The 17,174-nt window shown below is 35.1% G+C and carries 14 protein-coding genes; 4 read left to right on the forward strand and 10 right to left on the reverse strand.

The window, feature by feature from the left end:
• Positions 1-24: 24 nt before the first annotated feature.
• The gene (gene pepF, locus HMPREF0391_RS05290) at positions 25-1,821 is read right to left on the reverse strand and encodes an oligoendopeptidase F (RefSeq protein WP_002835892.1); all 1,797 of its coding nucleotides are present in this window, start codon (positions 1,819-1,821) and stop codon (positions 25-27) included.
• Positions 1,821-3,053, reverse strand: coding sequence for an aminopeptidase (locus HMPREF0391_RS05295; RefSeq protein ID WP_035109364.1), 1,233 nt, complete (start codon positions 3,051-3,053; stop codon positions 1,821-1,823). Before HMPREF0391_RS05295 ends, pepF begins: the two co-directional genes overlap by 1 nt.
• 161 nt (positions 3,054-3,214) lie before the next feature.
• On the opposite strand from HMPREF0391_RS05295, the gene HMPREF0391_RS05300 reads away from it, so the two are divergent.
• Together HMPREF0391_RS05300 and HMPREF0391_RS05305 are read left to right on the forward strand one after the other, a co-directional pair.
• On the forward strand, positions 3,215-3,865 hold the full coding sequence (locus HMPREF0391_RS05300) for an HAD family hydrolase (RefSeq protein ID WP_002835894.1): 651 nt from the start codon (positions 3,215-3,217) through the stop codon (positions 3,863-3,865).
• 8 nt (positions 3,866-3,873) lie between these two features.
• Entirely contained in the window at positions 3,874-4,326 is a 453-nt protein-coding gene (locus HMPREF0391_RS05305; RefSeq protein WP_002835895.1) for a COG2426 family protein, read from the forward strand.
• 38 nt (positions 4,327-4,364) lie between these two features.
• Here the strand turns inward: HMPREF0391_RS05305 and HMPREF0391_RS05310 are convergent, their stop codons facing one another.
• The 4 genes from HMPREF0391_RS05310 to HMPREF0391_RS05325 all read right to left on the reverse strand — a co-directional run bounded on the left by HMPREF0391_RS05310 (position 4,365) and on the right by HMPREF0391_RS05325 (position 11,996).
• Positions 4,365-4,619 (reverse strand): DUF2442 domain-containing protein, encoded by a 255-nt coding sequence (locus tag HMPREF0391_RS05310; protein WP_002835896.1) that lies wholly within the window; start codon positions 4,617-4,619, stop codon positions 4,365-4,367.
• 28 nt (positions 4,620-4,647) lie between these two features.
• Positions 4,648-4,908, reverse strand: coding sequence for a DUF4160 domain-containing protein (locus HMPREF0391_RS05315; RefSeq protein ID WP_002835897.1), 261 nt, complete (start codon positions 4,906-4,908; stop codon positions 4,648-4,650).
• 25 nt (positions 4,909-4,933) lie between these two features.
• Complete coding sequence (locus tag HMPREF0391_RS05320) at positions 4,934-6,112, reverse strand: MSCRAMM family protein (RefSeq protein WP_002835898.1); 1,179 nt, start codon at positions 6,110-6,112, stop codon at positions 4,934-4,936.
• A gap of 97 nt (positions 6,113-6,209) precedes the next feature.
• Positions 6,210-11,996 (reverse strand): cell wall-binding repeat-containing protein, encoded by a 5,787-nt coding sequence (locus HMPREF0391_RS05325; RefSeq protein ID WP_002835899.1) that lies wholly within the window; start codon positions 11,994-11,996, stop codon positions 6,210-6,212.
• Positions 11,997-12,393: 397 nt separating this feature from the next.
• Between HMPREF0391_RS05325 and HMPREF0391_RS05330 the strand changes: the two genes are divergently transcribed.
• On the forward strand, positions 12,394-12,894 hold the full coding sequence (locus tag HMPREF0391_RS05330) for an ECF transporter S component (protein ID WP_002835900.1): 501 nt from the start codon (positions 12,394-12,396) through the stop codon (positions 12,892-12,894).
• Between the two features lie 10 nt (positions 12,895-12,904).
• Positions 12,905-13,162, forward strand: a complete 258-nt coding sequence (locus HMPREF0391_RS05335; protein ID WP_002835901.1) for a hypothetical protein — start codon at positions 12,905-12,907, stop codon at positions 13,160-13,162.
• A gap of 155 nt (positions 13,163-13,317) precedes the next feature.
• Here HMPREF0391_RS05335 and HMPREF0391_RS05340 read toward each other — a convergent pair whose 3' ends face one another.
• From HMPREF0391_RS05340 to HMPREF0391_RS05355, 4 genes are read right to left on the reverse strand one after another with little or no spacing between them, the layout of a single operon-like run.
• Complete coding sequence (locus HMPREF0391_RS05340; RefSeq protein ID WP_002835902.1) at positions 13,318-14,277, reverse strand: ABC transporter ATP-binding protein; 960 nt, start codon at positions 14,275-14,277, stop codon at positions 13,318-13,320.
• Positions 14,267-15,253: an ABC transporter ATP-binding protein gene (locus HMPREF0391_RS05345; protein WP_002835903.1), complete on the reverse strand. Its 987-nt coding sequence runs from the start codon at positions 15,251-15,253 to the stop codon at positions 14,267-14,269. Before HMPREF0391_RS05345 ends, HMPREF0391_RS05340 begins: the two co-directional genes overlap by 11 nt.
• 9 nt (positions 15,254-15,262) lie before the next feature.
• Entirely contained in the window at positions 15,263-16,180 is a 918-nt protein-coding gene (locus HMPREF0391_RS05350) for an ABC transporter permease (RefSeq protein WP_002835904.1), read from the reverse strand.
• A gap of 11 nt (positions 16,181-16,191) precedes the next feature.
• Positions 16,192-17,121: an ABC transporter permease gene (locus tag HMPREF0391_RS05355; RefSeq protein WP_002835905.1), complete on the reverse strand. Its 930-nt coding sequence runs from the start codon at positions 17,119-17,121 to the stop codon at positions 16,192-16,194.
• Between the last annotated feature and the right edge of the window lie 53 nt (positions 17,122-17,174).

The raw sequence follows: 17,174 nt of genomic DNA on the forward strand, positions 1-17,174 counted from the left end.
CACCAAAACGGTGCCAATTTTATATTATTTGTCGTATTTTTCGATGTCATCGATTACTTTGCCGATGTATTCGATGGTGTCTTTGAGTGGTTTATCTGTTGTGATGTCTACTCCTGCAGCTTTTGCAATTCCGACAGAATCTTCTGTGGAGCCTAATGCCAATGCTTTAAGCCATCTGTCTGCTGCTGGTTTTCCTTCTTCTACAATCATTTTGGATACTTGTGTTCCGATTGTTAGTCCTGCGGAGTAAGTGTATGGATACAATCCCATGTAGTAGTGAGGTTGTCTCATCCATGTCAATTCTGATCCTTCGTTGATTTCAACGTCTTCTCCCCAGAATTTTTGTAGTGTTTCTTTGAAGATTCTTGACAAATCATCTGCTGTGAATCCTTCTTTCTTATCGATTAATTTGTACACTTCTCTTTGGTAGTATCCTTCGATGAAGTGTGTGACGAAGTTGTGGAAGTAGGTTCTGGAGATTATTTGTCCGCACAAATATCTTCTTTCTTGGTCAGTTGTTGCTTTTTCTAGCAAGTATCTACTCATGATGAGTTCGTTTGTTGTGGATGGTGATTCCACGAAGTACATTGATGGATCGTTGTCCAACACGTTTTGTGTTTTTTGTGAGATGTAGGATTGTCCTGCATGTCCCAATTCGTGCGACAATACGATGGCTTCTGTTAGTTTGCGAGTCCAAGATATCAACACGTATGGGTGTGCCAAGAATGGCGATGCGCAGAATGCCCCTGTTGATTTCCCAAATGTGTTTACAAAATCAATCCATTTTTCGTCAAATGCACGATCTAGCATTTTGGAATAATCTTCACCTAGAATTGAAAGTCCGTCTTTGACCAAATTCCTTGCATCTTCTACTGAAATGTTTTTGGAGAATGAGTTTTCCACGTCAAGCTTCAAGTCCATGAATGTAACTTTGTCCAAATCGTATTCTTTTTTGATGATTTGGGCGTATTTTCTCATGTGTTTAGGAAGTTCTTGCATGATTACATCTAGTTGTCTGTCGTACAATTCACGAGAGATGTTTTGTCTGTCTAATAAGAAATCGATCACTGAATCGTATCCTCTTAGTTCACTTTCTGCCTTTTCTGCTTGGCAATGTGATAGATAAATCATCGCTGTTGTGTTTTTGTATTTGGCAAGTTCCTTGTAGAAGACTTCGTATGATTTTCTTCTCAAATCTGTGTCAGGGTCGTTGTCGTAGACTCCTTCGAACAAATTGTAAGTCATTTCGTATTTTTTGCCATTTACTTCGAAATCAGGGAATGTGATGTCGTGAATTTTAGTTGTGTTGTAGATTTCGTAGAATGAGCTGAATGTTTGCGAGAATTTGCTTATAGCATTTTCCACTTCTTTGGATAAGATGTGTTCTTTTTTCTTCAACAAATCGTCGATGTATCTTGTGTTGTTGGTGTCGTTTTTCACTTCTTCAAGTGTTTGTTCGTCAACTTGTACAAGTTCTGTTTCAAAAAAACTCATTTTGTTTTCGATGTCTGCGATTTTTGTGAATGTAGCCATGGCTCTTTTTTGGGATTTTTCGTTGTGGCCGTCTGCTTCCACATCAAGTGATGCGTAGTGTGCGATGCGGTCGATATTAGCCACGATATCTCTGTAATCGTCCATTGCGTTTTTGATGATGTCTGCTGATTTGAGTTTATTTTCGTAATTTTTCTTGAAATCATCTGCCATCAAATCAATTGTCTTCACTGCTTTTTCGAATTCTTCTTCTGTTTTATATAATGCAGACAAATCCCACATGTATTGTGGGTCTGCTTCTTCTCTTTTGCAATATTTTAGTATATCCATTAGATTGCCCAGTTTCCTTCCTTAAATACTTCTACTTCTTTGCCATCAGCTGTAGTTCCAACGATTCTCATATCTTCAGAACCAACCATGAAATCCACGTGAATCAATGAATCGTTGATTCCATTTTTCTTCAATTCATCTTCATTCATGTCCACTCCGCCTTCTACGCAAGTTGGATAAGCTTGGCCGAATGCAAGGTGACATGATGCGTTTTCGTCGTACAATGTTTTGATGAATGTGACGTTTGATTTGGAAATTGGAGATTCGTAAGGAACAAGAGCCACTTCTCCCAAGTATTTTCCGTTTTCATCAGTATCGAACATATTCTTCAAAGTTTCCTTGCCAACTTCTGCATCGAAATCCACAACTTTTCCATCTTTAAATTCAAATCTCATCTTGTCGATAGTGTTGCCACCGTAATTCAAAGGCTTAGTGCTGTACACAACGCCGTTTACCTTGTCTCTGTGAGGTGCTGTGAACACTTCTTCTGTTGGAATGTTTGGCACGAAATCATTTCCGTAATTATCTGTGGATTGTGCAGCTATCCACACGTGTCCTTTTGGAAGTTCGATTGTCAAATCAGTTCCCAATGAATTTGTGTAGTGAAGCTTCACGAATTGGTGCTTGTTCATAAACTCTGCGTGTTTGTTCATTGTATCCAAATGTTCATCCCACGCTTTGATTGGATCTTCTGTGTCAGAACGAGTTGCCTTGAAGATTTGATCCCACAATTTTTCTACAGCTTCTTCTTCTGAAAGTTCTGGGAATACTCTCTTTGCCCAGCCAACGCTTGGAGCTGCGACAACACACCAGCTGTTGATGTCATTCATTGTGTATTTTTGAATTGGCTTCATCTTTTCAGCAGAAACCTTGGATCTCATTTGAACTCTGTCAGGGTCCACTCCCTTCAAATTTTCAGGATCTTGGCAAGATACAGATATTACCCCTGCTTTTTTTTCAAAATAGTATTTGGATTTTTCAACGATAAAATCTGGAAAGTCCTTCAACGCTTCTTCTGATGCGTTTTCGTAGTACATTCTGTTGATTGCATCGTCATTCCATTCCATAATAACTTCGCTGCAGCCTTTTTCGTAAGCGTATTTCACCAAAAGTCTTGCAAAGTCAGCTCTTTCAACTGCACAACGAATTACAAGTGGTCTATCGTTTGCATTGATTCCTTTTTCGATAATTAATCTTGCGTAATTGTTTAGTTTTTTGTCAAAATTTTCCATATTATTCCTCCTCGTATCACTAATAATATTATATGGTTTTCCCAATAATTTTTCAATTTTATAAAAATAAAATATTTGTAAAATACGTAAAAACACTGGATTTTGATTGACTTTAAATATTGCATATACTAAAATCTAAATATAAATGAAAGGATGAATTTATGATTAAATACGCAATTTTTGATATGGATGGTACTTTGATTAACTCCATGTACAAATGGAACAGAGTTATATTAGATTACATGAAAAATTTGGGAATAACACCAGACGATGATTTTATCAAGAAAATCAAAACCAAAACACTTTTGACATCCATAGATTATATTCACGAAACTTTTGACATCAAAAAAACCACAGATGATGGTTTGAACTTTATATATTACACAATTAGAAACGGATATATGAACGAATTTGATTTGAAACCGGGTGTTGTGGATATGCTCGAAAAACTAAAATCAATGGGAATTAAAATGTGTGTTGCCACAGCCACAGAAGACCACTTGGCAATTCCTGCTCTTGAAAAGCAAGGGATATTGGATTATTTTGAATTCGTGCAAACTTGTAAATCCGTGGGCTACCACAAATACGAAGAAGAATATTGGAATAATGCTCTTGAAAAATTAGGCTCTAATGTGGATGACACGATTGTATTTGAAGATGCGTTGTACTGCATTGACACTGTGGACAAAATGGGATTTAAAATCGTGGGAATAACTGACGAATCCACTGTTAATGATTATGATATAATTGATGAAAAAGTGGACCAATACATTGAATCTTACGATGATTTGGACTACGATTTGTTTAAATAGGAGATTGTATGAATAAAATAATTTATATGTTCATATTGTCCATGCTTCCTGTTTTGGAAATCAGAGGGTCGATGATTTACGCACTTGCAAATAACATTAACCCTGCATTAGCGTTCTTCTTGTCTGTGATTGGCAACATATTGCCAATACCATTTTTGATTTTGTTGACACAAAAAGTCCTACAATGGTTGGATACAATCGACACTTTCAAACCATTTGTGGATTGGATTAACAAAAAAGCACAAGAAAAAAGCAAGACTATCGACAAATACGGAAGACTGGGACTCTACATTTTGGTGGCGATTCCACTTCCTGGAACAGGCGCTTGGACTGGCGCATTGGTGGCATCATTCTTGGGATTAACTCCGAAAAAAAGTATGCTTCCTATAACACTTGGAGTCATCACAGCTGGAATTATCGTGATGCTCTCAACAATGGGTGTATTGAATGTAATTAAATAATGACAAGCAAAAAAGACCTTCACAGGTCTTTTTTTAGATTAATTTTCATTCAAAGGTGTAGAAAATTCATATAAATGTTCTGGTGATATATCTATATCGTCATTCCAAACAACTGTCCCACATTCTACCTTAGCTTTTGAAAAAAATATAGGATTATTTAATTTTGTGTAAATATTTTTCTCTAAAAGAGGTCTGGCATCGTAAATTTTAGTGCTACCATCTGCAAATGATAAAATCAAAGTATAATCATTTTTTGCTTGTACCGATCTTACTACCCAATTAGGATCTTTCATATCAATTCTCCCTTCTACATAACTTGTTTTAATGCAAAGGCTCGATTTTATAAAGAGCTTGTTCATTAATAGCAAGTTCCCAGTTAGCTATTAATTCATCTTTATGTATTACTGCCCATGCTGAGATAAGTTTCGTCTGTTTCCTCGGCATATTTCCTTCTATTAATTCTCCTTCCATACTAAATACAGCATTGTATCCTTGATATGTTGCGTGAAAATGTGGTGGATTATGCTCTCCATTATTATACATTCTAATAATAATCCCATAAAACATTGATATTATTGGCATTTATTCACCCCCTATTAAAAATTTTTCAATTCATTTTCCTTTTTTGTTTGTTTAAAAATAAATACGCCAATGCTATTATTCCCAAAGAGAAGAACACCATCATTCTTTCGTCTTTGTTTCCAGATTCTGGGAGTTTTTCATCTTGTGGTTCTTTCTTTTCCACTACGAGTGATTTCTGTGACAAATCACCTTGTGACAACACCACATCGAACTCACGGACTTGTCCTTCTATCAAGTGAACTCCGCCGACTCCATTTTCTGTCAATCTATCTTCATTGTTCACCGTAAGCACGTAATTTCCAGGAAACAAATTGTCGAACACGACTTTTCCCTCTTTATTTGTGTATTGATGCACATACATTTCTTTTCTTCTGTCTTTCAATGAAACGAGGATTTTCTCAGCTGGTTTATCGCCTTTTTTCACGTTGATTATCAAAGCCGATTCGAATTCTTTTTTGATTTGTTCGTTTATTTGTGAGCTGTAGATGGATTCTTCGGAATTCGGATTGATTTCGATGTCATCTATCTTGAAGTTGTCATGTTCTTCAAAATATTCGCTCATTTTATCCACGTAAACTTCGTATTTGCCACTATCTTCCACTTCAAAATGCGCATAGCCGAACACGTCTGTTTTTGCGATGTATTTTTTATCTCTGGATTGTAATCTGACGTCGATTTCTTTTAAGGCAATCCCGTATTTGTCTGTAATTCTGTAAGTTATTTTGTATGTTTTGTCCTTGTCTTCTTTTGTCTTGCCAAATATAGTCTTGGTATTCACGACATTGTTTTCAAGCGTGATGACATCTTCGTCGAAGAAATATCCAGACGGAGCAGACACTACTTTTATCGTGTGTTCTGTCGGAGCAAGTCCACGAAATTGGATTTCCCCTTTTTCGTTGGTTTGGTTCTCACGCGATTTCCCCGTCTCAACATCCGTAACGATCAGTTCCACTTTTGGTATTGGATTGCTTTTTTTGTCCAAGACCGTAATCTTGAATGTCGCATTGTCTTCATCGAGCGCTTGTTTTACTGCAAATGATAAGTTCGCCTTGAAATTTTGCATTATTTTCTTGCTTACACTATCATTTTGTTCTCTATTTGGATTGATTATATTGTCTATTTTATCTATTTCCGATGCAGTGGCAATTTGCGGTATCATAACTATAACCACTAGAACGAATAGTATTTTCTTCAAAATTCTCATAACACTTCTCCTATTTAATAATATATCACAAAGGAAGCGTTATTTGCTATTTTTAGGCAAAAAAAGTCGCACGAATTATCGTGCGACTTTCCTTACTCTATTTAATCAATTCTTTTACAACTGATTCACCTATTGAGTTTTCTCCACCAAATACATTAACTTTTTCAAATTTTGAGTCTTTGATAGCTTGTTTTGTAGCTTCTGGAATTTCATTTGATTCTGCTAATAATATTGGGCAATCAATGGAGCCTATTACTAAGCTGTCTGCAAAGTTTGTTCCGTTTGCGATGTTAACTTCTTTTCTGTCTTTGAAGTCGTATTCGTAGATTTTCTTTGCTGTTTCGTAACGGTTTGCTCCGGCAATTCTTGTAGGGTTTGGTAGTTTGTTTTCTACTTCTTTTGAGATTGTTTTTTCTCCACCTACGATTATTACTTTGTCGATTTGTTTCAATACTTCTTGTGTTGCTTTTGGTATGTTGTTTGGTTGTACAAGTAGTATTGGCATGTTGTTTTTGTTTGCTAGTGGAGCTACTGTTAAAGCGTCTGCGAATGTTTCGCCACTTGCGATGACTGCTTGTTTTGTTCCTGTGCGTTTGATTATTTCTTGTGCAATCTTAGCGCTTGTTTCGTATCTGTCAGATCCAGCTATTGTTTGAACGTTGTATTTTGCTAGGCTGTCTTTTGCTTTATCTACTGAGTGGTCTCCACCTATTACGATTACATTCTTAGCGCCTAATCTCTTGATTTCTTGTGCTACTACTGAATCTAGTTGATCTTTTTGTACTAGCAAGATTGGTGCTTTTAATGCTTTTGATAATGCTGATGCTGATAAGCTGTCTGCGAATTTTTCGTAGTTTGCTACGATTACTGTGTCAGCTGAGTTGTAGTATTTCTTGGATACTTCTACTGCTGTGTTGATTCTGTCAACTCCTGCAACTCTTGTTGTAGCTTTTGGTTGTTCAGCTGGTGTGCTTGGAGTTGTTGTTCCAGGTACGCTTGGAGTTGTTGTTCCAGGTACGCTTGGTGTTGTTGTTCCAGGTACACTTGGTGTTGTTGTGCCAGGTACACTTGGTGTTGTTGTGCCAGGGTTAGCTGGGTTTTCTTTGCCTGGTTTTGTTGGATTTTCCTTGCCTGGTTCTGTTGGATCTTCTTTACCTGGTTTTGTTGGATCTTCTTTACCTGGTTTTGTTGGATCTTCTTTACCTGGCTTTGTTGGATCTTCTTTACCTGGCTTTGTTGGATCTTCTTTACCTGGTTTTGTTGGATCTTCTTTGCCTGGTTTTGTTGGATCTTCTTTACCTGGTTTTGTTGGATCTTCTTTGCCTGGTTTTGTTGGATCTTCTTTACCTGGTTTTGCTGGATCTTCTTTACCAGCTTCTTTAATTTTAGCTATTTCATCTTTGATTTCTTTAGCTAATTTGTCAACTTCTTCTTGAGTTGCATCTTCTTTCTTAACTAAATCATCAGCTTTTTTGATCAAATCTTGCAATGCTTTTTCTTGTTCGTCAGTTAATTTAACTTCTTTCTTGTCTAACAAGTCTTGTGCATCATCTTTTTGACCGATAAGTTCTTTCTTATCAACTTTCTTAACTTCTTTTTCTTTGATATTAGCTAATACTTCTTTTAATTTGTCGTTAATTTCATCAACCTTGTCTTGTGGTTGTTGTTCGGTAATAGCAGTTTTTGCTTCTTCGATTAATTTGTTAAGTTCAGCTATTTGTTCATCAGTTACATCGTATTTTTCTGGAACTGATACGATTGATTTTGCTTTCAACATATTGTCTGCCAATTCTTTTGTATTAGCAGGATCTTTTGCGTTAGGATCTTTTCTATTGATTACAACGTCTTCAATTGTTTCGTTTCCTGCATCGTCGTTTGCTTTGATTTGGAATGTGTTTTCGCCGATTTCCAATGGAACTTCTATTTCAAATTCTCCGTCAACGCCTCCTTTAAGTTCAAAGTTATCCCAAGTCTTGTCTATTCTTGAAAGCATTGAATTGTTAAGATACATTTCCAAATAAGTCATGTTTTCATGACCATTTACTTTAATCTTAGCCATTGGAGCTTTTTCATCTTTGTGTTCTACAGTGTATTTAATTTCTGGAGCAACGTAGTCTTTTCTGATTCTTCTGATGATAGTATCTTCGAACTTATGTCCTTGAATATTCTTGCCTATAGCATTGATTTGCAATTCGTAAACAAATCCATCTTCTAATCCAGAGATATCTAATTCGTGGTCGAATGAGTAATTGCTATCTCCTTCTTTCTTAGATTTGATCTTTTGTACTTCAGTTCCTTCAACTTGTTTACCATCTTTTGTGATAGTTAATGTCAATTCATTTAACTCATCAATATGAGTTACATTACCTTGTACGTGAATCTTCTTGTAAGATTCTGGGTTTTCTTTGTCTTCGTGTTTACCAAATGCTTGATAATAGTCTGGATTTGTAACCTTGATTACAGGTAAATTGTATACTGTTAAATCTTTTTCTGCTGGTTTTTCTGGTTCAGGTTCTTCTGGTTTTTCTTCACCTTTTACGATAACTGGAATCCAGTAATATGTTTCCATATCGCCAATCTTTACAGATACTCTAATTCCAAATTCACCAGAATTTTCTGTAGATTTAATATTATCTTCATCATTTAGGATACTAACTTCTGCACCTTTTGGTAATCCAACGATGTGTTCTTTGATTTTTTCCAATCCTGGAATTGGATCATTTACTTTCAATTCTATTGGTTTGATTTCAATGTTAGAAGTTACTCCTGTATCAATATCTTTTCCAGCGACATTTCTTGAGTTATCCCAAGCGTAAATGCTAAGGTTAGACAAGTCAAATCCTTCAGCTATTTTGAATGTATACTTGTAATCTCTTACTATTCCAATATCATCGAATCTATGATCTTCTCGAACTTGTTGTTCATACCATTGACCAGTTTTAGTGTTTTCATATCCTACGCTAAATACGCCTGCTAAGTTATCTTTTGCAATTACAGTTATTTCTCTTTTTTCTTTGTTGTATTTATAAGTTAATGTTGGTGCTGTATTATCTAACAATATCTTGTATTGGTATTTTTGTTCCTTAGCATTCTTGTAGTCTACATGACCTTTGATTTGATAGATGTATTCTCCTTCTTCTACCAATTTTTCGTTCATGTCTTTGAAGTCCCAAGCAGCTCCACCAGGAACGTATTCGAATCTGTATTGACTATCTCCACCTTTGTACAATCCATTTACTTTTAGAAGAATTGGGTCGATGAATAAGTTTCTCAATACTTTGCCATCTTTATTTAAGATGTCGTATTTTACATCAAGAGCGTTTCTCATGATTGTGATTACTGGTGCAACTTCATTATTCATTCCTTCATCTTTTCCTAATGAATTAACGAATACAGTTGGTTTGCCATCGACATTCCAAGCGTTCCAGTAGTTCCATCCACCTTTTTGTTGTCTTCTCATAAAACCTGTTTTATCTATTCCACCATCAGGATATACTATTGGTTTGTAGTTGACATCTTTACTGAAATCAGGCATGTTGTCCAAGAATTGAGGTTCTGACCAATCGCCTTTGAATCCTGTGTATGGAACTGAAAGTGTAGGATTAGTTTTTGAATCGAACATTACATATCCTTGTGCAAATTGATTCTTGTCAATATTTTTTGTAGATATTGTTGCAGTGTATTCTACTTCTTTTCCTGCTGGTACTGTAACGTCTGTTAAAGTTTTTTCTTCTGCTACAGATGAATGTTCTGTGTATCTTCCATCTTTTACTTCATCTTTTAATGAGATGTATCTTGCTGTAAATGTGATGTCCTTTTTAGAGTAGTTTTTCAATTTGAATTTTGCATTAAATTGTTCTCCAACTTCTCCAAGTTCTAATTTACCGTCTTCTTTTGTATCTTTTCCACCTGTAGCTGTAACAGTTGCATTTGTCTTAACTACATTTTCAAGGTTTACAAGACCTGCACCTTGTTGTTTTGGAGTATACAATGAAGCGCCTTTTACTTCTGTGTCTTCTACAGGAGTTGCTGTGTTCATCATTACCAAAACTGTCAAGTATTCTTGGATTGGGTCTGGTTTTCCATCTTTTCTAACTAACCAACCATCTTTGTACAATCTTTGCATTACTAATGCACTTGCACCTGCAACTTGTGGAGTTGCCATTGAAGTACCACTCATTGTAGTGTATTTATCTTCATTTATTGTTGAGTAGATTTGTCCACCAACACCTGCGATGTCTGGTTTCAATCTCAAATCAGGTGTGATTCCCCAAGATGAGAACTCACTCATTTGTTCACCTTTTGGATTCTTAACAGAATGTACTTTAGTGATGTTGATTTGTTGATTTGAGTTTTTACCTAATAATTCAATTAAATTTTTTCCATCTTCATGGCTAATAAATACTGAAGGGAAATTTTTATCTTCCATTCCAGACATGAAAGATAATTGATTACCTTTTTCAGAGTTAAAAATTACGATACCCTTTGCACCTAGTGATTTAGCTAATTGAGCTTTGTCATTAAAGGATCCTTCTCCTCTTTCTGCAAGTACGATTTTACCATCTACTTTTTGTCCATTGTATTGTTCTTCAGTATTTCCTAATCCAACATAAACATAAGGTAGCTTTCCTGTTGTTGTCTTTTCGTTTTCGCCTTCTGCAGTACCTGCTGAGATGTCAGGTTGTCCTTCAACTTCTACAACTCTTCCTCTCATTTTTGTGTTTTCCATTGATGCTACCGCATAAGATGGCTCTGCAACTGCAGGGTGTCCTGTAGTACCAAAGTCAGGGTTTATCGCTAAGTTAGTCTTACCTTCGCCGCCCCAGTTTGTAACACGGTCATTACCCATGGCAACTGCGCATACAACTCCGGCTTTCTTTGCTTTATTGAATGCTTCGTTAGTAGGAGACACGCCTTCTCTACTGTAACCTGAACCCATTCCCAAACTCATGTTCAATACGTCTGCGCCAAGTTTTACTGAATCGTCAATCGCTTTCAACCATACTTCTTCGTAAACTGTAGATACTAATGCATCGTTGCTGAATACCTTCATCGCTAATAATTGTGCGTTTGGTGCTACTCCCTTTACTCCTTCATTTTTTGTGTCACCATTTGCAGCAACTATACCAGCTACGTGCATTCCGTGGTATCCACCGATTCCAGAATCTCTGATTTCTTGTGATTCGTCAGCGTAGTTGTAACCATAAGGAATTTTTTTGCTGTGCCATTGTCCTTTTAATCCATTTTCTTTAATAACTTTGTTTACTTGATCTTCATTTTTGTATTTAGCTTCTGAAGCATCAATCATTTGCATATCTTTGTGAGAAGGATCTACACCAGTATCTATAATACTAATTAACATTCCTTGTCCTGAGAAAGTGTATTGATCCCATAAAGTATCTGCCTTAATCATTCCTGGAGCTGAAGCCAAGTTTGGAGATGCTCCTCCTTTTGGTCTTTCAGCCTTCATTTGAGTTGTGACCTTTTTAACTCCTGGTTGTTTTCTCAATTTGTCGATATCTTTTGCTTTAACTTTTGCTGAGAAACCTGTGATAACTGCAGAAAATTCATCTTCTTTGTCAACTTTAACGTTTTCTTTATTAAGTTTAGTTTTGATATTTTCTGAAGTTTTCTTTACTTCTGCTTCAGATGCCTTCACAGCTTTTGAGAATCTCGCGCTCTTTACGTTTGGTTCTCTTTCGATAGCAGCCTTGTCACTAGTTTCTACGATTACTTTGACTTGTTGGTCTGCCTTTACGCCTTGTTCTTGAAGTTTGGCATATGTAGTGCTATCTGTTTGATTAGTTGCGAATGTCGTTGCACTCGGCAATACTAATGAAAACAATAACACACCAGCCAAAAACTTTTTGGAATATGGTTTCATATTTCCCTCCTACTTTTTTATACGCAAAAACGGCAAAATAATTGCTTTTTGCTCATAAGATAATTTTACTTAACAAAATAGTAAATGTCAAACTAATTTTGAAATTAGTATTTTATAAATATACTTCTATCGTTTTCATCAAAATAAAGAGAATAATCTACTCATTTTGAAAATTAAGTCGTTTTATTTGAACGAATTACTGATAACATTTATTGTTCATTGTTTTTTTATTATTTAATTGAATAATAATGTGTAAAATCAGCGTGTTTGTTACATTATTTTTCAAAAATATTTTTTCAAACAAATTTTATTATCAAATCTGTTACCATAAATTTTTCAGAATTTGTTACTATTAACCACCACATAAATACTCTATAATATATTGGAGGAGGATTAAATGAACACTAGAAAAATAACTACAGCTGCGATTTTCATCGCACTTACAACGTTTTTTACAATGGTAATCAAAATTCCTGTGTCACCTGCGATGGGTTACGTTAATCTTGGAGACTTCATTATATTATTATCCACTGTCGCATTTGGACCAGTTATCGGAATGATTGCCGCTGCGTTTGGCTCAAGCTTGGCAGATTTGTTGCTTGGGTATGCAGCGTTTGCCCCGTTTACATTCGTAGTCAAAGGTTTAATGGCGCTTGTAATGGGATTGTTCTTGAAAAAAATCAACAATCAAAAAACATCCACAGTTCTAACTTCGGGAGTTATCTGTGAATTGGTGATGGTTGTGGGATATTACTTCACATCTGTAATTCTTTACGGAAACAAAACGGCAATCGCTACAATTCTTCCAAACTCAGTCCAAGCCGCAGTGAATTTTGTGATATTTGCTCTTATTTGGAAGAGATTTTTGAAAATAACTGAATCTATATTGAAAGACTAGAGAGTATTTTATGAAGAAATTATTAATACCTTTGTCTTATTTAGCACAAATTATTGTATTAATCGGACTGATATTTTTTGATGGATTCGGTCAACAAGGATTCTGTTTATTGTATTTGATTCCGTTTGCTATTTTGAATTTGGCGCTAAGAAATCAAATATCCAACAAAAATCTCAGACTATTGCATGTTATAATCAATGTTATATCAATTTTCGCGTTTGCGATTTTAATGATATTATCTTTTGTATTTCCAGTTTCAAACAAATAAATTATTCTACAAACCAAAAAACACAGCCTGTCACTAAATTAGTGATGAGGCTGTGTTTTGTTTTTTGTTGAATACGAAAAGTATCGCGTGTGCGAACAAAAAGAAACGACCATATTTAATGGTCGACTCTTTTCGATAAGGAGAAATTATAATATTTACTTATTATAAAGATGACACGCTACGAAATGATTATCGTCTATTTCGGTAAGCTCTGGTGTTTTTTTCTCACATATATCCATTTTATAAGGACATCTTCCACAGAATCTGCACCCTTCTGGAGGATCTATTGGACTTGGAACATCTCCTTTTAGTATAATTCTTTCTCTTTTTAATCCATATTTTGGAATAGGTATCGCAGATAACAATGCTTTTGTGTACGGATGTAATGGATCACTAAATATTCTCTTATAATCAGTCAATTCAACAATTTTACCCAAATACATTACAGCTATTCTGTCTGAAATGTGTTTAACAACGCTTAAATCATGAGAGATAAATAAATATGTTAAAGACAATCTATCTTGTAGTTCATCCATTAAATTCAAAATTTGGGCTTGTATACTTACATCGAGTGCACTAACCGGCTCATCTAAAACGATAAACTGAGGTCTAAGTATAAGTGCTCTCGCTATCCCTATTCTTTGTCTTCTTCCTCCGTCTAATTCATGAGGGTAAGATCCTGCTAGTCTTTCTTCTAATCCTACTATTTCCATCATTTCATAAACTCTATTTTCTAATTCATCTTGGTTTTTAGTGATTTTATTAACTATTAGTGGATCTGAAATAAGTTCAAATGTATTCATTCTAGGATTCAATGAAGAATATGGATCTTGAAATACGATTTGCATTTCCTGTCTCATTTTATTAATTTCAGACCTAGTTTTATATTTTAATACATTCTCACCGTTTAAAAGGATTTCTCCTGATGTCGGTTCGTGAAGTCTTAAAATTGCCCTTCCGGCAGTAGATTTCCCGCAACCAGATTCTCCAACGAGACCCAATGTCTCTCCTTTTTTTATACTGATATTTATATCATCAACTGCGTGGAGCATTCCTCTTTTTGTTTGAAAATATTTTTTTAGATTTTTTACTTCTAATAATGCTTTATTTTCCATCTTCTTCTCCTAATTTATCTTCACACAAATAGCAAGCAACAAAATGTCCTTCCTCTACCTCATACATTGGAGGAATTTTACCCTTACATTTTTCCATGCAATGAGCGCATCTTGGATGGAAACAACATCCATTAGGTAAGTCTGATGGATCAGGAGTAAATCCAGGTATTACTTTTAATTTTTCAACATCCTCATCAAGTGAAGGGATTGAATTAAATAGCCCAATTGTATATGGATGCTTAGGATTAGTAAAAATAGATTTTACTGAACCAGTTTCCACAATAGTTCCTGCGTATACTACTGATACTACATCACATATTTCTGCAACTACACCTAAATCGTGTGTAATTAAAATCATTGATGTATTGTATTTTTCTTTAAGACTTTTCATAAGTTCCATAACTTGAGCTTGTATAGTAACATCCAACGCTGTTGTTGGTTCATCTGCTATAAGTAATTTAGGGTTACAAGCTAATGCCATAGCTATTACGATTCTTTGCTTCATTCCCCCACTGAATTGATGTGGATAATCGTTAATTCTTTCTTTTCTGATACCAACTAATTCCAACATTTCTTCAGTTTTCTTTGTGATTTCTTCTTTAGTTAATTTTTCATGAAGTCCAATAACTTCTCTAATCTGATCTCCAACAGTTATTATAGGGTTCAATGAAGTCATAGGATCTTGAAATATCATAGATATTTGATTCCCTCTAATATGAAACATATCTTTTTCTTTAACTTTTAATAAATCATTACCTTCGAAGAATATTTCACCTGAAGTTATTTTCCCCGGTGGAGATTGAATTAATTTCATAATTGCAAGAGCAGTAGTAGTTTTTCCTGCTCCCGTTTCACCTACAAACCCCAATGTTTGTGCTTTATCTACTGATAAATTAAGATTGTTAACCGCTTTTACCAATCCTGAATCTGTATCGAATTCTACGCTTAAATTTTTTATGTCTAGTAATTTTTCCATATAATACCCCTATCTCTTTAATTTCGGATCCAAGGCATCTCTTAAGCCATCACCCAATACATTCAACGCAAATATTGTTATAACGATAGCTAATCCCGGGAATAACGTCATATGCATATGGTCTCTGATAAATGATCTTCCAGCTGAAAGCATAGCTCCCCATTCCGGTGTTGGAGGTTCCAAGCCTAGCCCAATAAAGCTCAATCCTGCAGCATTAATAATCGCATAGGCAACACCAAGAGTAGCTTGTACAATGATGGGTGCCATACAGTTAGGCAGAATGTGCTTAAAAATTATTCTGAAATTTGATGATCCTTCGGCTCTTGCGGCTTCTACAAATTCTTGATCTCTTATTGATAGTACAGAACTTCTAACTATACGAGCATATCCAGGAATAGAAGCAATACCTACTGCTATCATTAAATTTGCAAGTCCTGGTCCTAAGGCTGCTAATATAGCTATGGCCAACAAAATATCTGGAATAGATTGAAGAATATCGATAAATCTCATGAAAAAGTTATCGATTTTTCCGCCAAAATATCCTGTAACAGCACCTATTGCTGTTCCTAGTACGAGCGCAATTCCAACTGATATGAAACCTACTTTTAAGGATATTCTTGAACCATAAACAACTCTACTGAAGATATCTCTACCTAAGTCATCAGTCCCAAATAAATTCTTTGAATTTGGAGGTGCAAATTGATTTTTCAAATTTTGTTCAGAAAATCCGTAAGGTGCAATCTTATCTGCAAAAATCGCTACAAATATTAGCGCTATTATGATAAATAAACCAACCATTGCAAGATGGTTTCTCTTCATCCTTTTCCAGATATCTTTTAATTTTTTGAATCTACCTCTTTTAGTTCTATTTTGCTTAGTTGTATTTTCTGAATTATTACTAAGATTGTTATTTAAATTCTTTTCCATAATGCTCACTCCTATACGTACTTAGTTTTAATTCTTGGATCGACGAATGTGTAAAGTAAGTCTACTATTAAATTTACAATACTAAATGTAATTGCGACAAATAGCACACATCCTAATACCATAGGAGCATCTCTCATCTTAATAGAATCTACCATTAGTCTTCCTATACCAGGTATTGAGAAAATAACTTCTGTCATTAACGCCCCACCCATTAATTGACCAAATTGTATACCAATTATTGTTATAATAGGTATCAATGCATTTCCAAGTGCATGTCGCCATATAACTTTATTTTCTCTTTGACCTTTTGCTCTTGCTGTTCTTATATAATCCATTCTTATTACTTCAAGCATTGAAGATCTAGTCATTCTCGTAATTACCGATACCGATTGTGAACCAAGTGCAATTGCTGGTAATATCATTTGTTTAGCCGTTGTAAATCCAGATGATGGAAGCCAACCCAACTTAACAGAGAATAACATTATAAGCAATAGCCCTAACCAAAATACCGGCATTGAAATACCTATTAGTGCAAATATCATAGTTATGTTATCAAATATTGAATATTGTTTGATAGCTGAAATAATTCCTATTGGTATTCCTAAAATTACAGCAAATGTAATCGCCAATACTGCTAATCTAAAAGTAGCTGATGCTCTGCTCATTACTTCTTTAGTAACAGGAGATTTGGTAATATATGATTTACCTAAATCAAACTTAGTAACTAAGTTTTTTAAGTACCTAGAATATTGTTGTATAAAAGGGTCTTCAAGTCCCATTTCAACTCTGAGTTGTTTAACAGCCTGTTCTGATGCACTTGGACCAAGTGCGTTTCTAGCTGGATCCCCAGGAGTTATATATAAAAGTGAAAAGACTATAAAACTTACCCCTATTACAACCGGAATCAAATAAAATATTCTTTTTATAACGTATTTAATCATTATTATGTCCTTTACTTGTTTTCATATTTTATTAAAGAGGGCATTGCCCTCTT

This window comes from Finegoldia magna ATCC 53516 (assembly GCF_000159695.1).
In the GTDB taxonomy this organism is placed as follows: domain Bacteria; phylum Bacillota; class Clostridia; order Tissierellales; family Peptoniphilaceae; genus Finegoldia; species Finegoldia magna_F.

Bases quoted from the DNA above. Each gene is read 5' to 3' on its own strand.
- pepF (WP_002835892.1), bottom strand. From the start codon at position 1,821: ATGGATATACTAAAATATTGCAAAAGAGAAGAAGCAGACCCACAATAC.
- HMPREF0391_RS05295 (WP_035109364.1), bottom strand. From the start codon at position 3,053: ATGGAAAATTTTGACAAAAAACTAAACAATTACGCAAGATTAATTATC.
- HMPREF0391_RS05300 (WP_002835894.1), top strand. From the start codon at position 3,215: ATGATTAAATACGCAATTTTTGATATGGATGGTACTTTGATTAACTCC.
- HMPREF0391_RS05305 (WP_002835895.1), top strand. From the start codon at position 3,874: ATGAATAAAATAATTTATATGTTCATATTGTCCATGCTTCCTGTTTTG.
- HMPREF0391_RS05310 (WP_002835896.1), bottom strand. From the start codon at position 4,619: ATGAAAGATCCTAATTGGGTAGTAAGATCGGTACAAGCAAAAAATGAT.
- HMPREF0391_RS05315 (WP_002835897.1), bottom strand. From the start codon at position 4,908: ATGCCAATAATATCAATGTTTTATGGGATTATTATTAGAATGTATAAT.
- HMPREF0391_RS05320 (WP_002835898.1), bottom strand. From the start codon at position 6,112: ATGAGAATTTTGAAGAAAATACTATTCGTTCTAGTGGTTATAGTTATG.
- HMPREF0391_RS05325 (WP_002835899.1), bottom strand. From the start codon at position 11,996: ATGAAACCATATTCCAAAAAGTTTTTGGCTGGTGTGTTATTGTTTTCA.
- HMPREF0391_RS05330 (WP_002835900.1), top strand. From the start codon at position 12,394: ATGAACACTAGAAAAATAACTACAGCTGCGATTTTCATCGCACTTACA.
- HMPREF0391_RS05335 (WP_002835901.1), top strand. From the start codon at position 12,905: ATGAAGAAATTATTAATACCTTTGTCTTATTTAGCACAAATTATTGTA.
- HMPREF0391_RS05340 (WP_002835902.1), bottom strand. From the start codon at position 14,277: ATGGAAAATAAAGCATTATTAGAAGTAAAAAATCTAAAAAAATATTTT.
- HMPREF0391_RS05345 (WP_002835903.1), bottom strand. From the start codon at position 15,253: ATGGAAAAATTACTAGACATAAAAAATTTAAGCGTAGAATTCGATACA.
- HMPREF0391_RS05350 (WP_002835904.1), bottom strand. From the start codon at position 16,180: ATGGAAAAGAATTTAAATAACAATCTTAGTAATAATTCAGAAAATACA.
- HMPREF0391_RS05355 (WP_002835905.1), bottom strand. From the start codon at position 17,121: ATGATTAAATACGTTATAAAAAGAATATTTTATTTGATTCCGGTTGTA.